21 protein-coding genes and 1 tRNA gene are annotated in these 16,439 nt (G+C 73.2%); 8 read left to right on the top strand and 14 right to left on the bottom strand.

The window, feature by feature from the left end:
* Positions 1 to 62: 62 nt before the first annotated feature.
* The 4 genes from DFJ69_RS22520 to DFJ69_RS22505 all read right to left on the bottom strand — a co-directional run bounded on the left by DFJ69_RS22520 (position 63) and on the right by DFJ69_RS22505 (position 2,937).
* The gene (locus DFJ69_RS22520) at positions 63 to 335 is read right to left on the bottom strand and encodes a hypothetical protein (RefSeq protein ID WP_116024433.1); all 273 of its coding nucleotides are present in this window, start codon (positions 333 to 335) and stop codon (positions 63 to 65) included.
* 117 nt (positions 336 to 452) lie between these two features.
* Positions 453 to 1,256 (bottom strand): bifunctional hydroxymethylpyrimidine kinase/phosphomethylpyrimidine kinase, encoded by an 804-nt coding sequence (gene thiD, locus DFJ69_RS22515; protein WP_116024432.1) that lies wholly within the window; start codon positions 1,254 to 1,256, stop codon positions 453 to 455.
* Between the two features lie 37 nt (positions 1,257 to 1,293).
* On the bottom strand, positions 1,294 to 1,887 hold the full coding sequence (locus DFJ69_RS22510) for a cellulose binding domain-containing protein (protein WP_116024431.1): 594 nt from the start codon (positions 1,885 to 1,887) through the stop codon (positions 1,294 to 1,296).
* A 117-nt stretch (positions 1,888 to 2,004) separates the two neighbouring features.
* Entirely contained in the window at positions 2,005 to 2,937 is a 933-nt protein-coding gene (locus tag DFJ69_RS22505; RefSeq protein ID WP_116024430.1) for a thiamine-phosphate kinase, read from the bottom strand.
* Positions 2,938 to 3,061: 124 nt separating this feature from the next.
* Between DFJ69_RS22505 and DFJ69_RS22500 the strand changes: the two genes are divergently transcribed.
* The 3 genes from DFJ69_RS22500 to DFJ69_RS22490 are packed head-to-tail and all read left to right on the top strand — an operon-like array spanning position 3,062 to position 4,482.
* On the top strand, positions 3,062 to 3,295 hold the full coding sequence (locus tag DFJ69_RS22500) for an Lrp/AsnC family transcriptional regulator (RefSeq protein ID WP_116024429.1): 234 nt from the start codon (positions 3,062 to 3,064) through the stop codon (positions 3,293 to 3,295).
* 22 nt (positions 3,296 to 3,317) lie between these two features.
* Positions 3,318 to 3,749: a DUF3515 domain-containing protein gene (locus DFJ69_RS22495; protein ID WP_170177746.1), complete on the top strand. Its 432-nt coding sequence runs from the start codon at positions 3,318 to 3,320 to the stop codon at positions 3,747 to 3,749.
* 31 nt (positions 3,750 to 3,780) lie between these two features.
* A complete protein-coding gene (locus DFJ69_RS22490; protein ID WP_116024428.1) occupies positions 3,781 to 4,482 on the top strand; it encodes a maleylpyruvate isomerase family mycothiol-dependent enzyme in 702 nt (233 codons plus the stop codon).
* Positions 4,483 to 4,556: 74 nt separating this feature from the next.
* Here DFJ69_RS22490 and DFJ69_RS22485 read toward each other — a convergent pair whose 3' ends face one another.
* The 4 genes from DFJ69_RS22485 to DFJ69_RS22470 form a co-directional block, all read right to left on the bottom strand.
* Positions 4,557 to 5,633: an SUMF1/EgtB/PvdO family nonheme iron enzyme gene (locus DFJ69_RS22485; RefSeq protein WP_116024427.1), complete on the bottom strand. Its 1,077-nt coding sequence runs from the start codon at positions 5,631 to 5,633 to the stop codon at positions 4,557 to 4,559.
* 5 nt (positions 5,634 to 5,638) lie between these two features.
* Positions 5,639 to 6,988, bottom strand: a complete 1,350-nt coding sequence (locus DFJ69_RS22480; RefSeq protein ID WP_116024426.1) for a radical SAM protein — start codon at positions 6,986 to 6,988, stop codon at positions 5,639 to 5,641.
* Positions 6,985 to 7,632 carry a hypothetical protein gene (locus DFJ69_RS22475; protein WP_116024425.1) on the bottom strand — a complete coding sequence of 216 codons (648 nt, stop codon included), beginning with the start codon at positions 7,630 to 7,632 and terminating at the stop codon, positions 6,985 to 6,987. Before DFJ69_RS22475 ends, DFJ69_RS22480 begins: the two co-directional genes overlap by 4 nt.
* An 18-nt stretch (positions 7,633 to 7,650) precedes the next feature.
* Positions 7,651 to 7,736, bottom strand: a tRNA-Tyr gene (locus DFJ69_RS22470).
* A gap of 197 nt (positions 7,737 to 7,933) precedes the next feature.
* Here DFJ69_RS22470 and DFJ69_RS22465 point away from each other — a divergent pair.
* The 4 genes from DFJ69_RS22465 to DFJ69_RS22450 are packed head-to-tail and all read left to right on the top strand — an operon-like array spanning position 7,934 to position 9,981.
* Complete coding sequence (locus DFJ69_RS22465; protein WP_116024424.1) at positions 7,934 to 8,266, top strand: antibiotic biosynthesis monooxygenase family protein; 333 nt, start codon at positions 7,934 to 7,936, stop codon at positions 8,264 to 8,266.
* A gap of 7 nt (positions 8,267 to 8,273) precedes the next feature.
* Positions 8,274 to 8,786 carry a DUF3224 domain-containing protein gene (locus DFJ69_RS22460; protein WP_116024423.1) on the top strand — a complete coding sequence of 171 codons (513 nt, stop codon included), beginning with the start codon at positions 8,274 to 8,276 and terminating at the stop codon, positions 8,784 to 8,786.
* Positions 8,783 to 9,088, top strand: coding sequence for an antibiotic biosynthesis monooxygenase family protein (locus DFJ69_RS22455; protein ID WP_116024422.1), 306 nt, complete (start codon positions 8,783 to 8,785; stop codon positions 9,086 to 9,088). Before DFJ69_RS22460 ends, DFJ69_RS22455 begins: the two co-directional genes overlap by 4 nt.
* Positions 9,085 to 9,981 (top strand): LLM class flavin-dependent oxidoreductase, encoded by an 897-nt coding sequence (locus DFJ69_RS22450; RefSeq protein WP_116024421.1) that lies wholly within the window; start codon positions 9,085 to 9,087, stop codon positions 9,979 to 9,981. The genes DFJ69_RS22455 and DFJ69_RS22450 overlap by 4 nt, the downstream gene beginning before the upstream one ends.
* Positions 9,982 to 10,051: 70 nt before the next feature.
* Here the strand turns inward: DFJ69_RS22450 and DFJ69_RS22445 are convergent, their stop codons facing one another.
* Positions 10,052 to 10,645 carry an NADPH-dependent FMN reductase gene (locus DFJ69_RS22445; protein WP_116024420.1) on the bottom strand — a complete coding sequence of 198 codons (594 nt, stop codon included), beginning with the start codon at positions 10,643 to 10,645 and terminating at the stop codon, positions 10,052 to 10,054.
* A 99-nt stretch (positions 10,646 to 10,744) separates the two neighbouring features.
* Between DFJ69_RS22445 and soxR the strand changes: the two genes are divergently transcribed.
* On the top strand, positions 10,745 to 11,248 hold the full coding sequence (soxR, locus tag DFJ69_RS22440; protein WP_116024419.1) for a redox-sensitive transcriptional activator SoxR: 504 nt from the start codon (positions 10,745 to 10,747) through the stop codon (positions 11,246 to 11,248).
* 19 nt (positions 11,249 to 11,267) lie between these two features.
* Here the strand turns inward: soxR and DFJ69_RS22435 are convergent, their stop codons facing one another.
* Genes DFJ69_RS22435 through DFJ69_RS22415 form a run of 5 tightly spaced genes read right to left on the bottom strand, consistent with a single transcriptional unit; the run spans position 11,268 to position 16,437 of the window.
* Positions 11,268 to 11,798, bottom strand: coding sequence for a GNAT family N-acetyltransferase (locus tag DFJ69_RS22435; RefSeq protein ID WP_116024418.1), 531 nt, complete (start codon positions 11,796 to 11,798; stop codon positions 11,268 to 11,270).
* Between the two features lie 12 nt (positions 11,799 to 11,810).
* Positions 11,811 to 13,022 (bottom strand): 3-hydroxybenzoate 6-monooxygenase, encoded by a 1,212-nt coding sequence (locus DFJ69_RS22430; RefSeq protein ID WP_245974524.1) that lies wholly within the window; start codon positions 13,020 to 13,022, stop codon positions 11,811 to 11,813.
* 26 nt (positions 13,023 to 13,048) lie between these two features.
* Positions 13,049 to 14,968 carry an anthranilate synthase family protein gene (locus tag DFJ69_RS22425; RefSeq protein WP_116024417.1) on the bottom strand — a complete coding sequence of 640 codons (1,920 nt, stop codon included), beginning with the start codon at positions 14,966 to 14,968 and terminating at the stop codon, positions 13,049 to 13,051.
* Positions 14,965 to 15,627, bottom strand: a complete 663-nt coding sequence (locus tag DFJ69_RS22420; protein WP_116024416.1) for an isochorismatase family protein — start codon at positions 15,625 to 15,627, stop codon at positions 14,965 to 14,967. The genes DFJ69_RS22425 and DFJ69_RS22420 overlap by 4 nt, the downstream gene beginning before the upstream one ends.
* A 15-nt stretch (positions 15,628 to 15,642) precedes the next feature.
* Complete coding sequence (locus tag DFJ69_RS22415) at positions 15,643 to 16,437, bottom strand: 2,3-dihydro-2,3-dihydroxybenzoate dehydrogenase (protein WP_116024415.1); 795 nt, start codon at positions 16,435 to 16,437, stop codon at positions 15,643 to 15,645.
* Positions 16,438 to 16,439 lie beyond the last annotated feature (2 nt).

The following is a 16,439-nucleotide window of genomic DNA, read 5'->3' as shown; positions in this document are numbered from 1 at the left end:
GGGAATGTGGGGAATTCCGGCCGGGGCATCGCCGGGGGCGGGAGGAGCCCCCGGGAGAGAGGTCAGGCGGCGGCGCCGAGCACGCGGCGGATGCCGGAGACGGCGTCGTCGAGGTCGCCCGCGGGGGCGATGCGCTCGGCCCAGGCCCACCAGAACCAGGCGTCGTCGGTCACACCCTCGACGATCACGTGCTCCTCGGCGGCGGGAACGTCGGGGTTGAGGACGTGCAGGGTCGGCGGCCCGCCGATCGGCTCGTCGAGGCGGGCGTACAGGCCTTCGCTGCACAGCCGGCCGGCCAGGGCCTGTAGGTGATGGTTCGGCGCTTGGATCGCCATGATGGGAACCTCCAGGGGCCTAGAAGATTTAGGCCACCCCAGAAGCATGTTTCGGTTTTACCCAAAAGGGCAAGTGGTTGCCCGGATTCTTTACCCTTTTCCTGGTTTGACTGGCGTTCAGCCCCGGATCCGCCAGCCGTGGTCGACCGGGCCGATGCCCGCGCCCAGCGGGAAGCCCGCCGCGATGGCCCCGGTGACGTACTCCTTGGCCAGCCGGACCGCCTCGGGCACCTCCTCTCCCAGCGCCAGATGGGAGGCGATCGCCGAGGCGAGCGTGCACCCGGTGCCGTGGGAGTGCCGGTTGTCGTGCCGGGGCGCGGTGAACCGGTACTCGCGCTCGCCGTCGAACAACAGGTCGGCGGGCTCGCCGGGCAGGTGACCGCCCTTGATCAACGCCCAGCGGGGGCCCAGCGCCCGGACTGCCTCGGCGGCCTCGCGCAGGCCCCGCTCGTCGATCACCTTGACCCCGGTGAGCTGCTCGACCTCCCACAGGTTGGGGGTGGCGACGGTGGCCACGGGCAGCAGGACGGTGCGCATGGCGTGCACCGCCTCGGGTTCGAGCAGGGTGTCGCCGTGCTTGGAGACGCCCACCGGGTCGACCACGACGGGGGCCGACAGCCCCGCCAGCACCTCGGCGACCGTCTCCACGAGCACCGGGGAGGCCAGCATCCCGGTCTTGACCGCCTGCGCGCCGATGTCGGACAGCACCGAGTCCAACTGGGCGCGCACCGCCTCCGGCGGCAACTCCCAATAGCCCTGCACGCCCACCGAGTTCTGCGCGGTGACGGCAGCGATGACGCTCATGCCGTGCACGCCGAGGGCCAGCATCGTCTTGAGGTCCGCCTGGATGCCGGCGCCTCCCCCGGAGTCGGATCCGGCGACGGTGAGCACGCGGGCGGGGGCCGAGGGGTTCTGCGTCATGCGGTCACCCTAACCGCGCCCCGACCGCGCCGGACGATCACACCAGTCGGCAGTCGGCCTTGTTGAACTTGCAGGCCGACGGGCGGGAGAGGGTGCCGTCGGCGGTGAACGTGAGCCGGACCGAGGCGCCGGCGGGCAGGACGGGTGTCGCGGCGACGTTGCGCACCCAGGTGACCGTGCCCTTCCTGACCACCGTGGAGTTGTCGATGGTCAGCACCCGCGCCCGGGGGAACTTGAAGCCCAGCAGCCAGCCCCTGATCGGCCGGCCGGAGCGGTTGGTGACGGTGACGGCCCCGGTGAAGCCGCCCGGCGTGCGCCGGACGGTGCGGAAGGCGATCAGCACGCCGCGTCCGCGCTGGCGGGCGGTCGCCTCGCCGGGCGGCCCTCCCGTGAGGCTGTCCCGCGAGTCGGCCTGCGGCTGCTGCCGCTGCGGCGGCCCGCCCGCGAAGTTGAGGGAGATCTGCGAGGTGCCCCACGCGTAGGAGACGACCCCGATGGCGATCACCAGCGCCACCATCGGCAGCAGTGGCAGCGAGACGAGCATCTTGGCCCAGTTGCGCCCCGGAGGTTCCGGCCGGAGCCCTTCGTCGAGGGCGTCCTCGCCCTCGGGTGGCTTGGTGTGTCGTCCCATTCCGTCCTCTTCGGTCACAGGAAGGTATATCAAAGGGCGACCAAGCACGCCCACAGGAGCGTTAAAGCCGTGGGGTGATCTTTGACGGCACCGGGACGGGCCGTTTCAGGGGCGGTTTCAGGAGCGGAAGTGGTCCCATCCGCCGGCCCCGGGGGGGCGCCCGTCGACCAGCACCCCGGCGGGTCCGCCGGCCGTCACCCGGCCCACGACGGACCACTCCGGGGGCAGGGCGACCTCCGGAGGAAAGGTGCCGGCGAAGGCGTGGTCGTCCCCACCGGTGAGCACGTGGCGCAGCCCGTTCGGGCCGAACGACTCGGGGACCGGCAGCGCCGCGCCGTCCAGTTCGACGCGCACCCCGGAGGCGGCCGCGATGTGACCGAGGTCCTGCACCAGCCCGTCGCTGACGTCCACCAGGGCCGTCGCGCCCAGCGCCCGCGCCTGGGGGCCCGCCTCGTAGGGCGGGCGGGGGCGGCGGTGGGCGTCGAGCAGCTCCGCGGGCCCGTCGATGCCCCGGGTCAGCAGCTCCAGCCCGGCCGAGGCGAACCCGAGCCGGCCCCGTACCGCCACCACGTCGCCCGGGCGCGCGCCGGAGCGGGTCAGCGGCGGGCCGCCCCCCAGGTCGCCCAGCGCGGTGACGGCCAGCACGACCTGCGGGGCGCGCACCACGTCGCCGCCCGCGACCGAGGCCCCGACGGGCCCGCACTCCTCGCGCAGCCCGTCGGCCAGCTCCAGCACCCACGCGACCTCGGTGTCCGCCGGCGCGGCCAGGCCCAGCAGCAGCGCGGTCGGCCGGGCGCCCATGGCGGCCACGTCGGCCAGGTTCTGCGCGGCGGCCTTGCGGCCGATGTCGTACGGGCCGGACCAGTCGCGCCGGAAGTGGCGGCCCTCGACCAGGAGGTCGGAGGTGGCCACCACCCGACCGTCGGGGGCGGCGATCACCGCGGCGTCGTCACCGGGGCCCAGGGCGACGGCCGGACCCTGGGGCAACCGGGCGGTCAGCCGCTCGATCAGCCCGAATTCGCCCAGCTCCCCGATGGTGATCGTCGGCACCCGTCCCCCGTGTTTCCCCGTTGGCGCGCGGCCGTAGGTTTTGCGGGGGGCGGCGCACCCGCCCCCGGGGATTACACGATACGGTTGCCGTTCGACGGCTTTTTCTCCGCCCGGGGAGGACGTGATGGTGCAGGCCTACATCCTCATCCAGACCGAGGTAGGCAAGGCGGCCGATGTCGCCCACGAGATCTCGGGCATCACGGGAGTGACCCAGGCGGAGGACGTCACGGGACCTTACGACGTCATCGTCCGAGCGGAGGCGCGCAATGTTGACGAGCTCGGCAAGCTCGTCGTCGCGCAGATCCAGGCGGTGGAGGGGATCACCCGTACGCTCACCTGTCCGATCGTTCACATCTGACCGACGCGTCCGGCCGGCCGCCATGGCGGTGCTGGTCCTGACGCTGGCCGGGTGCGGCGAGGGCGCGGTGAAGGTACCGGTGCCCGATCCCGACGCGGCGTCCGACCGGCTGTGCGCGGGCCTGCGCCTGCCCGAGCGGGTGCACGGACAGGCCGCGCGCGACACCTCTCCGGAATCCCCGTTGACGGCGGCGTGGGGCTCCCCCGCCATCGCGCTGCGGTGCGGGGTGCCGCGGCCGCCCTCGATGCGGCCGGACGCGCAACTGGTCACGATCAACGGGGTGAACTGGTTCCCCCAGCCTCCGGACCGACCGGTCACCTACACGGCGGTGGGCCTGCAGGCGTACGTGGAGGTGACCGTTCCCGCCAAGTACGCGCCGGCCGGGGACGTGCTGATCGAGTTGGGCGACTCGATCCGGGTGACGATCCCGCCGAAGCCCGAGGGGCAGCTCTGACCTCGCGGAGACGGCGACGTAGGGTGACGGCATGGGTACACCGTTGAACGACCTCGACCCGTTCGACGTCTACGACGCCGAGGCGGCACGGCTCGAAGCCCACTTCGCCGGGCTGACCGGCGACGCGTGGGACCGGCCGTCCCGCTGCGAGGGATGGTCGGTGCGCGACGTGCTCGCCCACCTCGCCGGCGGGGAGCTGTACAACCGGGCCTGCCTCGACGACGACCTGCAGGGACTGTTCGCGCTCCTGGAGAAGGAGGGCGCCTCCGACCTGACCTCGTTCAACGACTGGTCGGTGTCCTCCCGGCGGGGGCGGCCGGTGGCCGAGGTGCTGGAGGAGTGGCGCGAGGAGAACCGCGCCACCCGGCGGCGGATGCGCGAACGCGGCGCGGAGGCGATGTTGCCGACCATGTCGGGGCCTTACCCGGTGGGGCCGCAGACCTTCCACTACTCCTCGGAGTTGGCGACCCACGCCGACGACATCGGCGTGCCTGTCGCCGAGGGCGAGGAGCCCGGGCGGTCGGCCTGGCGCGCCCGCGTCGCGCTCTTCGCGCTGGCCGAGGCCGACTCTTCCGCCGAGGTCACGCAGACGGACGGCGGCTTCCGGGTACGGCTGGACGGCGAGTCCGTGGACCTGTCCCGGCCCGATTTCGTCGCCGCCACCACCGCACGCCTGCCGGAGGGGCATCCGCTCCCGCCCGCCTTCCGCGACGCGCTGCGCTGCCTGGCCTAGGGCCGGCCGAGGTCGCCTCGCTGTTCTGGGCGGACGCCGAGACCCGGTTCCAGGCGGGGGGCTCGGCCCGCCGGTCACCCTGCCGGAGTGATCTCCTCCCGGCACAGGCGGAAGCCGATGTTGGGGGCCAGATGGTCGCCCCACCGGCCCGTCCGCCAGTCCCCCGACGCGCGCGACATGCGGAACGAGACGGTGACGACCTCCGCGCAGTCGGCCCAGGAGCCGCCCCGCAGGACCCGGTCGCCGTCCGCGGGCGGGGGCGGGGCGTCCGCCGGGTAGCCCTGCGCGTCGTAGCGGTCGGACGTCCACTCCCACACCGAGCCGGTCATCGCGTACAGGCCGTAGCCGTTGGGCGGCAGGGCGCGCATCGGCAGGATGGAGAACGCGTCGAAGCGGTCGAAGTCGCAGCGCTCCGGGGTCGGCGGCGCGTCGCCCCAAGGGTGACGACGACCGACGAGCCCGCCGCGCGCCGCGCGTTCCCACTCGGCCTCGGACGGCAGCCGGTAGCGGACCTCGTCGGTGCTCAGGCGTTCGCACAGGGCCTCGGCGGACTGCCAGGAGACCGCGACCATCGGCTTGGTGTCGTAGCGGTAGGGCCGTCGCGGGTCCTCGCGGGGCGGGGTGCCGAACAGCTCGCTCGCGTCGACCTCCTCGCCGCCCCTCCGCCACTTCTGTCCGACGGCGTGGGCGTGCCAGTCGACGGCGCGGGTGGTGGCGTCCTCGCAGTACTGGAGGCGGATCTTGTTCTCCTCGTGCAGGTGGAAGCCCGCCATCTTCGCGCCCTGCTCCTCCTTCGGGAAGCCGATCGGCGGGGGCTCCCAGCCCATGAGGTCGCAGTAGGTCGACCAGCTCACCGCCGTCTCGGCCATCCAGTGGCCGCCCAGGCGCACCGGATGCACCGGGGACTCGTCGGGGTCCCCGACGTCGGAGCCCATCAGGAACGTCCCCGCCGGGACGTACCGGAAGCGCAGGCCGTGCTCCACGACCGCGAGCCGGTCGAGCAGCGTGCGGCGCGCCTCGGCCACCTCGGCGTCGGTCGGGTCGAGGCCGTACGCCCGGTCGTAGACGGAGGCGGCGCGCCGATGGTCGCCCTCGGCCTCCAGTGCCCGGGCCCGGCGGAACAGGCCCCGTGGGTCGTCGTGGTCGTCCATGCCCGTCACCCGCAGGACCGGCGGCGGCCGGGCGTCACGTCGAGGATCACCAGCGGGTTGTGGACCGCGTCCGGAGTCCGCCGTTCCATCTCCACCTGTCCGTCGATCCAGGGATCGGACGCGTTGATCGAGCCGTTGAGGACGAGGGCGCGGGCCCGGCAGCCGCCGGCGAAGACGGCGGTGTGGCCGCGTTCGCCCGCGGGATCGGACCCGGGCAGCGCCCGGATGGCACGGAAGCCGGTGCTGTGGTGCCAGATCTCGGCCAGCGACCGCTCCCGGACGTTGGCGGCGACGAACTCCGGGCCGAGGAAGCTGCACGGGTTGACGTCGCCCGACACCGAGATCGAGCAGACCAGGTTGCCCGCGCCGCAGCCGTAGTTCTGATGGATCACCGACTGGGTCTCGCGTCGGGTGTGCGGGCCGAACGGGTCGATGTGGCGCAGCTCCATCATCCCGTCGTCCATGCGCGCCAGCGTGTTGAGCGCGGTGTTGTACTCGGCGAACGTCGGCATCAGGTCGAGGTCGTGCCGCGCGACCCCGACCGGGTACAGCGGCCGGAACACGGCGGTGTCGGCCCCGACCTGGTGGGCCAGCGCGGCGCACGCCTCGATCTCGTCGACGTTGCCGCTCATGATGGTGAACGCCAGCGTGAACCGGGCGTGCCGGCGGAGCACCTCCAGCCGGTCGAGGACCTTGACGAACGTGCCCTCGCCGCGCACCCGGTCGTTGGTCTCGGCGGTCGCGCCCTCCAGGCTGACGTTGAGCCAGACCAGATCCCGTTCGCCGAACGCGCGGGCGACGTCCTCGGTGATGAGGAGGCCGTTGGTGGTGACGCAGGGCGCCAGGCCGTGCGCGAGCGCCAGGTCGATGATCTGAAAGAGGTCCTTGCGGAGCAGCGGCTCCCCGCCGGTCAATCCGAGCCGGAACGCGCCCAGCGCGGCCATCTGGCCGAACAGCCGGTCGATCTCGTCCAGGGTCAGCCGCCGCTCCCGGCGGGGCAGCTCGCCGGCGAAGCAGTGCGTGCAGGTCAGGTTGCAGGCCGACACGACCTCCAGGTGCACGGCGAGGGGTCCGGTGAGGTGGTCGGCGGGCACCTCGACGCCGTCCAGGACCGTCCCGGCGAGCCTTCCGTCCAGGGTGAAGAACCCCAGCTCGTAGAAGTGCGCGAAGAATCGCTCGACGCACCCGCGCGTCTCGGCGTCGGGCGTCTCGGCGAGAACGCGCTCGATCGGGACGTCGGTCAGCCGGGTCAGGATCCGGGTGGCCTCGGCGTCGAAGGGCAGGTAGCGGGAGGTGCGGCGGTCGAAGACCAGACTCCCGAAGTGCTGCGGGATCAGGACCAGCGGCGGGGTCATCGGTCGCCTCCCATCCGGGGCACCGTGAACTCCTTGCGGATCCACGCCCGGACGCGCGCACCGGGAGCACCGGGCACGCCCAGACCGACCGCGCCGCGCTCGGTCATCTTCCCGATCCGGTAGCCGACCGGGTCCCAGGACCCCTCGACCGGCGGCCGGTCCGCCACGGCGTCCATGGACGGCCAGTCCGCGTCCTCGAACCCCGGCAGCGTCCAGGCGTCGTCGGGCGGCTCGGTGAGCGTGTACCTCCAGGTGCCGTCGGCCGCGCTCAGGACGGAGACGCCGCCGGGCTCGGGCGGCACGGTGGTGACGTGCTCGTCGTCGGAGGACCGGTGCACCCCGGCGAACATCAGCACCATGAACGCCGGGTCGATCTCGGTGACGGCGAATGCCAGGACGTGTTCGCCGTACGGCACCAGCGGCCGTCCCGAGGTCACCGGCGATCCGTCCAACAGCGGCTCGCAGGGGCCGCCCGTGTGGCTCCACATCGTGATCGGGACGCCGGCCGCCGGGTCGCGCCAGCGCAGCACCACCCCGCCGCAGCCGGCCGGCACCTCGCAATGGCCGTGCTCTTCGAGGATGAACAGCGGGGACGACTTCGAGTACCGCGACAGCGAATTGAGTTTCAACTCCCGGTCCGTCACGGAGATCACCCTACGCCGTGGTGGGGCGGGTGGGATTCGAACCCACTCAGCGCGCGGCACCTGGGTTACAGCCAGGCCCGACTCTCCCACGTCGGCGCCACCCCGCGAGACGGGCCCCGGAGGCCCGTTCCGTGTCCTCTGGAGGATAGGCGGGCGTCCGAAGGGCGGGCCATTGATTTATCGGCGGGCCGAACGAATGCGGAAAGCGCGGCGCACGCCGATCCGGCGACCGCTAGAGATCTCCTAGGCGGTCTCTAGCGGAGTGCCGAATCCTGGTCCGGTCGGGCGAAGGAGGAGAAGCGTGACGATCGTCAGTGTCAACAAGATCACCCTCACCGGCTGCGGACCGGAGGAGTACGAACGGTGGTACCGGGAGGCCAGCGCGATCATGGCCGCGCAGCCCGGCCACGTCAGTCAGCGGCTGTGGCGCTCGGAGAGCCGGCCGGACGTGTACTTCGCGATCGCCGAATGGGAGAGCGCGGAGCACTACCGGGCGCTCATGAACGTCCCGGAGATCGTCGAGCTCTTCGCCCGGCTGATCACCCTGCCCGGGCCGCCCCCGCCGTCCCGTCCCGACAAGATCGCCGTCGAGCACCACGACGCCGCCCTCGTCGCCGCCCGCGTCCCGGTGTGAGGCGGCCATGAGCGGACTGCGACACGGCCTCACCCTCGCCGCCGGCCTCCTCGTCGCGGTGGCCGCCGTCTCGACCCGCGCCGCGGCCTCCCCGGCCGCCGGGGCCGGCGACGGCGGTCGGATCGCCGAGGGGACGTTCAAGGTCGTCAGCTTCACCAACGAGCCGTTCAAGCAGCTCGAGGACGGCACGCACCTGAGCAGGTTCGCCGCCGTCGACGCGTTCGAGGGCGGCATCCAGGGGCGGGGCGAGGCCGAGGCGACCATGTACAACCGGCCCGACGGCAGCGCGCGCGACGTCGGCTACATCCATGTCGTCGGCACGCTGGACGGCCGGTCCGGCGGCTTCGTGCTGGAGACCGTCGGCCGGTTCGACGGCGAGTCGGTCACCGCGACCTGGAAGATCGTCCCGGGCTCGGGCACCGGGGAGCTGCGCGGGCTGCGCGGCCACGGCACCGAGACCGCCGCCCCCACGGACGACGGCTGGCTGGCCCATTACCGGCTCACCTACTACCTCGGATGAGGGCGATGTTCTTCTGCGTCAACAGGATCAGGGTCAAGGGCTCGACGGAGACCTACGAGCGGGTCTACCGGGAGGGCAGCGACTTCATGGCGACGCTCCCCGGGCACGTCCGGCACAAGCTGCTGCGCTCACTCCGGGAGCCCGACGTCTACATCAGCGTCGCCGAGTGGCGGGACGAGGACGCCTATCGGAGCATGTGCGCCGTGCCGCGGGTCCGAGAGATCTTCGATCAGGTCGCCGACATCATCGACCTGGAGAACCACGAGTGCGAGGTCGTCTACGAGGGCGGTGAGGCCCCGTGAAGGTCGGCCTCGGACACACCACCCTCTCCACCGCGGACGGCGGGATCGCCGATCCGGCCGAGACCGCCCGGCGCGCCGAGGCGGCCGGGCTCGACTCGCTGTGGGTCAGCGACCACCTCGCCTGGGGCATGCCGATCCTGGAGAGCGCGCTGACGCTCGCGGCGGCGGCCGCGGTGACCCGACGGCTGGAGATCGGGTTCTCGGTGCTGCAGCTCGCGCTGCGCCCGCTGCCCTGGGCGGCCAAGCAGATCGGCACCCTGCAGACCCTCTCCGGCGGCCGGTTGCAGCTCGGCGTGGGCATCGGCGGGATGCCGGCGGACGAGTGGGCGGCGGCCGGTGTGCCGATCGGCGAACGCGCCCGCCGCACCGACGACGCGCTGCGGGCGCTGCCGGACCTGCTGCGCGGCGACCCGGTCGAGCTGCCCCTCGCCTCGGGCGCGCGGGTCGAGCTGTCCCCCGCCGCGCCGATGCCGAAGGTGTGGATCGGCGGGGCGTCCCCGGCCGCGCTGCGCCGGGCCGCCCGGCTCGGTGACGCGTGGCTGCCGGCCGTCGTCACTTTGGAGCAGTTGCGCGACGGTCGGCGGGTGCTGCGGGAGGAGAGCGAGAAGGCGGGCCGCCCCGCGCCGGGCGTGGGCGTGTCGGTGTTCGCGACCCTGGACGCCCACCTCGGCGGGATGAGCCATGAGGCGCTGGTCGACCTGTGCTCCAACGACTTCGGCTATCCGCGCGAGCACGCGGAGGCCGCGGTGGTCGGCGGCAAGCCCGCGCAGGTGGCCGAGCGGCTCGCGGCCTTCGCCGAGCAGGGCGTCGAGCACGTGGTCGTCGTGCCGTTCGGCGGCGGTCCGTGGGAGCGGCAGTGCGATCTGCTGGCCGAGGCGAGGTCGCTGATCTGAACGACGGCCGCGTCCTGCGGACCGCCTGCGGCGCCGGCCTCGCGAGGCCGGCGCCGCAGGCCGTTCCCGGTCAGGCCCCGTAGGGGTGCGCGGCCCGGGACTCGCGGAGCCGGCAGGCCCACCAGGCGATCTGGTCGAGCAGCACCTTGGCGGCGAAGTTCACCGTCTCCGTGTCGCGCGGCTCGCCGTCCTCGTCGAACTGCGAATGCGCCATGGTGAAGCTCACGGTCTCCCGGATGGTCACCGCGTGAAGCTCGGCGAAGACCGCCCGCAGTTGTTCCACCGAACGCAGACCGCCGGAAATGCCCCCGTAAGAGACGAATCCGACCGGCTTGGCGTGCCATTCCGGATTGAGCGAGTCGATGGCGATCTTGAGCGGTCCCGGATAGCCGTGGTTGTACTCCGGTGTGACGACCACGAAGGCGTCGGCGGCGCCGATCCGGGAGGCGAAGGAGAGCACGTGCGGCGACGCGTACTCCCCGGACGAGACGGGCGCGGCCTGCCCGGTGGGGGGCAACGGGATCTCGGCCAGGTCGATGACGTCCAGCACCAGGTCCTGGCGCTGACGGGCCTGTCCGACGAACCAGTTCGCCACCGTGGGGCCGAACCTGCCTTCCCGAACGCTGCCAATGATCACAGCGAGCCGGAAGGGATCACCGTACATCGGGTTCCTCCTCGATAAAGGGACTGGCGGACCTTGCGAACAACCTCGACACTAGAACCTGAATATTTGTTAAGGTCAATCCCGAGAGAGCGGAGGACCATGAACGTGCCGGCGGAACTGAGCGTCGGGGAGCTTTCCGCGCGCAGCGGCGTATCGGTGTCGGCCCTGCATTTCTACGAACGACAGGGGCTCATCGTCAGTCGCCGGACGGAGGGAAATCAGCGCCGTTACCGCCGGGACACGCTGCGCCGGGTCGCCCTGATCCGCATCGCCCAGCGGGTCGGGATCCCGCTGGCCGAGGTCGGCACCGCCCTCGCCGAGCTGCCGGAGTCCCGCAACCCCACCCGACAGGACTGGGAGCGCATGTCGATGCGCTGGCGCGCCCGCCTGGACGCACGCATCCGCCAGTTGGAGCAGTTGCGCGACCGGTTCACCGACTGCGTCGGGTGCGGCTGCCTGTCGATCGACCGCTGCCTGCTGGCGAACCCGGACGACGCGCTCGGCAGGCTCGGCTCGGGCCCCCGCCGGCTCCTCGAGGGGATCGGCGAGGCCGACGCCGACCTCACCGGGGCCGAGGCGGTCGGCCCCGCCCCGGAGTCCTGACCGCCGGGGGCCCGGGCCGCTAGAGGACGACGAACTCGCGCCGCCGTTCCTCGGTGTGGCACAGCCGGAAGCCGCGCGCCTCGTAGTTGGCCTTGGCGTTGGCGTGGTCGTGCGAGGAGGTCCGGACCCAGACCCGGTGGATCGGCGTCCCGTCCACCGGGTCCATCTCCCAGGCCAGCCGGGTCGTGACGGTCAGCAGGTGACCGCCGAGGCCCAGGCCGACGAACTCGGGGGCCAGCCCGAGGAACTCGATCTCCGCGGTGCCGCCGGGCTGGGCCTGGAGCTGCACCAGCCCGGCCTCCCGATCGTCGACCTCCACGATCCAGGCCCGCACCCCGGGCCGGTCCAGATGGCACCGCCAGCGATCCGTCGGCCAGGTCAGCGCCGGCCAGCCGTGCGGCCGGCCCACCCGGCAGATCATCTGCCCGAACTCCGCGGCGGAGCCGGGCCCGCTCTCCCGCAACCGCACCGGACGCGGCGCGGGACGGGCCGGGCGCAGACCGCCCGGCGAGGTCATCTCTAGGTGGAAGACGATGTCCCGTACCAGCATCGGGTGCTCTCCTCACATCGGTGCGCCGTGCATGACGGGTGGCGGCGTGGCGAAGTCACGGGCCCCGTGCAGCCACTCCACCTTGTCGTACAGGTCGGAGACCGTGAGCGAGCGCAGCATCGCGTTCCTCGCCCGCGCGTCCTCCCCCGCCGGGTGGTAGAGCCGGAGGCCCATCTGCCGGGCGACCCACTGCGCCCGCGCCGTGCGGTCGCGGCGCGCCCGCGTGAACGCCCGCAGGCGGGCGGGGACGTCGGCGCCGACGCCGCCGAGCATCGCGCCCAGCACGACGGCGTCCTCCAGCGCGGTGCACGCCCCCTGGGCGGCGTACTGGAGCATCGGGTGCGCGGCGTCGCCCATGAGCACCACCCGGCCGTCGACCCACTCGTCCACCGGGTCCCGGTCGCACAGCACCCAGGTCCGCCACCCGTCGCCGAGGTGCAGCAGGTCGCGGGCCACGTCGCTCAACCCGTCGAACTCGCCCCGGACGACGTCGGTCGCGACGGGCACGCCCGACACCGCCTGCGCGGCCCCGTCGTCCCTGGTCGCCGCCAGGTTCAGGAACGCGCCGCTCGCGATCGGGTAGTGGACGAAATGCCATTTCGGGCCCGCCCAGAGGGTGACGGCGTTCCACCGCAGCTCCCGGGGCACCCGCTCCATCGGGATCAGGCAGCGGTAGATCGTGTGGCCCGACACCTTCGGCTCGCCGTCGCCCACCACGTGCGCCCGGATCGTGGAGCGGATGCCGTCGGCGCCGACCAGCACGTCGCCGACGTGCCGTTCGCCGGACTCCAGCACCGCGGTGACCCCGGCGGCGTCCTGCTCGTAGTGCGCCACCGGGCTGCCGGCGCACAGTTCGATCTCCGGCACCTCCCGGCAGGCGTCCAGCAGCGGCTGGTAGAGGTCGCTGCGGTGCACCACCGCGTACGGGCCGCCGAACCGCCGCCGGTAGCCCTCGTCCAGCGGCATGCTCGCCACCCGTTCGCCCGTGGTGCCGTCCATGAACCGCAGCTCGTCGATGTGGACGGCCCGCGCCCGGACCCGTTCCCCGACCCCGAGCAGGTCGAGGGCGTGGAACGCGTTCGGCGCGAGCTGGATCCCGGCGCCCAGCTCGGTGAACTCGGCGCTGCGCTCCAGGACGCGGACCCGGTGTCCGCGCGCCGCCACGGCCAGGGCCGTGGCCAGCCCGCCGATGCCGCCGCCCGCGACGAGAACGATGCCCATCATCAGTCTCCCTCCCGGAGGTTCGGACCTCACCGTCGACGGGCCGCGGCGGGCCGGGTCGCCAGCAGGCCCGCCAGCAGGTCCTGGACGACGCCGACGCCGTCCCGGCTCAGCACGGACTCGGCGTGGAACTGGATGGACCGGAAACCCGGCCCGCGCAGCCCGTGCACCTCGCCGGTCCGGGGGTCGCGGCTCACCTCGATGACGCCGGGCACGGCGTCGTGCTCGAACTTGTCGGAGTCGGCGTAGGCGGCGAAGCTGTTGTAGAAGCCGACCCGCACGCTCCTGCCGAACAGGTCGATCCGCCGCCGCACGCCCTGGTTGGGCTGCGGCATCCGCGCCACCGGCAGCCCGAGCGTCCTGCTGAGCACCTGGTGGCTCAGACAGACCGCGAGGAACGGTCGCCGCGTGTCGAGGAGCCACCGGACCAGCTCGCCGACGCGGGCGATCCTGGGGTCGCCCTCGTCGCGGGGGTCGCCCGGCCCCGGCCCCATCACCACGAGGTCGTGCCCGTCCGGCGGGTCCGGTTCGCGGTGTCCGATCAGCGTCACGTCCATGCCGAACGAGCGGATCAGGTGGCACATCATCGCGGTGAAGTCGTCCTCCGCGTCGATCACCAGCACCCGGCGTCCCTCCAGGTCGAGGGCCTCGGGGGACGGCGCCGACCGCGCCGGGTCCAGCCAGAACGGCGACAGCGGCTCGTTGCGGCCGGCCAGCGCCTCCCGGACGCGGGGGTCGGCCTCGAGCCCGCCCTCGGCGCGGGGGGCGAGGGCGGCCAGCAGCCCGGCCGCCTTGGCCCGGGTCTCGGCGACCTCGGACGCGGGGTCGGAGTGCCGGACGAGCGTCGCCCCGACCCCGATGCTCATCCGACCGTCGGCGTCGATGTCGGCGGTGCGGATGAGGATGGCCGAGTCCAGGCATCGGCCGCCCCGCGCATCGCGGCCGATGAGGGCCGCCACCCCGCTGTAGTAGCCCCGGCCGGTCGGCTCGTACCGGCCGATCACGCGGCAGGCGCTCTCCAGCGGGCTGCCGGTCACCGTGGGGGCGAACATGGTGTCGCGCAGGATTGCCCGCACGTCGCGGGTGGTGCGCCCCTCGATGAGGTACTCGGTGTGCGCGAGGCGGGCCATCTCCTTGAGCCGGGGGCCGACCAACCGGCCGCCCCCGTCGCACACCCGCGACATCATCTTGAGCTCCTCGTCGACCACCATGTAGAGCTCGTCGGTCTCCTTCTGGTCGGCGAGGAAGTCGACGACCTCGTCGGCCCGCGGCCCGGACGGCGGGTACCGGTAGGTGCCGCTGATCGGGTTCATGACCGCGCGGCCGGCGTCGACCGTGATGTGGCGCTCGGGGGTGGCCCCGACGAGGGTCCGCTCGCCGGTGTGGTGGACGAACGTCCAGTGCGTGCCCGTCTCCAGCGTCAGCAGCCGGCGGAAGAAGCTCAGCGCCACCGCCGGCGAGTAGCCGGGGACGTCGGCGACGAACGAGCGCCGGATCACGAAGTTGGCGCCCTCCCCCCGGCCGATCTCGTCCCGCACGACCCGCCGGACGAGGTCCGCGTACGCCTCGTCGTCCACGTCGAAGCGGGCGCCCTCAAGGGCGACGGGCACGTTCGGGAGCAGGTCCAGCGCCGTCGCCAAGGGCAGCCGCCCCTGCTCCCGGACGGTCATCACCGTCAGCGGCGTCCCGTCGTCGGTGCACGCGAAGCGGCGCTCGGCGATCTGTCGGAACGGGATGAGCGCGAACGCCTCGTGCCGCGCGCCGCCGCCCGCGGGTTCGGCGGGCAGCGGGATGTCGGCGAGCGCGGCGACGGTCCGCACCTCGCCGACGAGCACCTCCACGTCGTCGCCGCCGTCCGGCCGCTGCCGCCGCAGCAGCGCGAACGGCGGCGGCTGCGCGGACGTGACCCGCCGCAGCAGGGAACGGGCGAGGGCCTCCGACGGGGTCATGTCGGCCGCTCCGCCATCGGCCGCGGCGCCCCGAGGTCCGCCAGCACGCGCGCGGTGGGCAGGACCGCGGCGGAGCGGGTGGCCGCGTACTCCAGGGTCCGCCGGTGGTGCTCGGCGGAGAAGTCCGCGACCGCGTCGGCGACCAGGAACGCCTGAACGTCGTGGGTGAGGGCGTCCACCGTGGTCGCCAGCAGCCCCACGTGGGCGTACACGCCGCAGCAGACGAGCTGGTCGCGGCCGTGCGCCCGCAGCCGTTCCAACAGCCCGCTGCGGTGGAAGGCGCTGTAGCGCCATTTGGTCAGCATCCAGTCCGAGGCGTTCGGGGCCAGCTCGGGCACGACGGCGCGGTCCTCGGGGGCGACGGTCATCCCGGGCCCCCAGAAGTCCTTGAGGAGCCCGCGCTGCTCGGACGTCATGCCGCCGGGCTGCGCGGTGTAGGCGACCGGGACCCCGAGGGCGGCGCAGCGCTCCCGCAGCAGCGCGGCGTTGCGCACGAGGTCGGGCAGCGGGCTGCGGGGCCCGAACGGCCGCAGGAAGTACCGCTGCATGTCGTGGACGAGCAGGACCGCGCGGCGCGGGTCCACCGACCACCGCGCGGTGTTGGCGGGCAGTTCGCCCGGTTCGGGCATCGGATACGGGGGGATCTCTGGAATTCCCATCTCACACCTCGCGTCTCAGGCGCCGAGAGCGGCGCCGCCGTCGACCGTGAGGTCGTGCATCGTGATGTGCGCGGCGCGGTCGGACAGCAGGAAGTGGACGGCGTCGGCGACGTCCGCGGGATCCGCCAGCCTCCCCAGCGGGATGCCGACGCGGAACTGCTCGGGCCGCCCGTCGAGCGCGGCGCGGACCGCGTCGTCGCCCTTCCACAGCGCCCGGAGCATCGGCGTGTCCGTCGACCCGGGGGCCACCAGGTTGCAGCGGATCCCGTGGCGGGCCGTCTCCAGCGCCAGGCACTTGGTGAACAGGGTGGCCGCCGCCTTGGAGGCCGCGTACGCGCTCATGCCGTGCCGGGCGCCGGCGACGGCGTTGGACGCCACGGTCACCACGGCCCCGCGCCGCCGCGTCACCATCCGCTCCACGACCGCCCGGGAGACCAGGAACACGCCGGTGGCGTTGACCGCGAACATCTCGGACCAGTCGTCGAGGCTGAGCGCGAGGGCCTCCCCGGCCCGCAGCACCCCGGCCGCGTTGACCAGGTGGTCGATGGGGCCGATTTCCCGTTCGACCCGGTCGACGGTCGCGGTCACCTCGGCGGCGGAGGTGACGTCGGTCGGATGGCCGGTGACCGTGAGCCCCTCGCCGCGCAGTTTCTCGACCGTCGTCTCCAGTCGGGACGCGTCGCGGTCCACCGCGGCGACGGCCGTGCCGTGCTCGGCGAGCACCCGCGCGATCGCCCCGCCGATTCCGCCCGCGGCACCCGTGACCAGCGCCACCTTGCGTTCGTCGCCGTCATGCTCGTGCAGGTTCATGT

Origin of the sequence: Thermomonospora umbrina (genome assembly GCF_003386555.1) — a bacterium.
Taxonomy (GTDB): domain Bacteria; phylum Actinomycetota; class Actinomycetes; order Streptosporangiales; family Streptosporangiaceae; genus Thermomonospora; species Thermomonospora umbrina.
The sequence above is the reverse complement of the archived record's forward strand: the minus strand, read 5'-3'. Positions and strand labels throughout refer to the sequence as shown.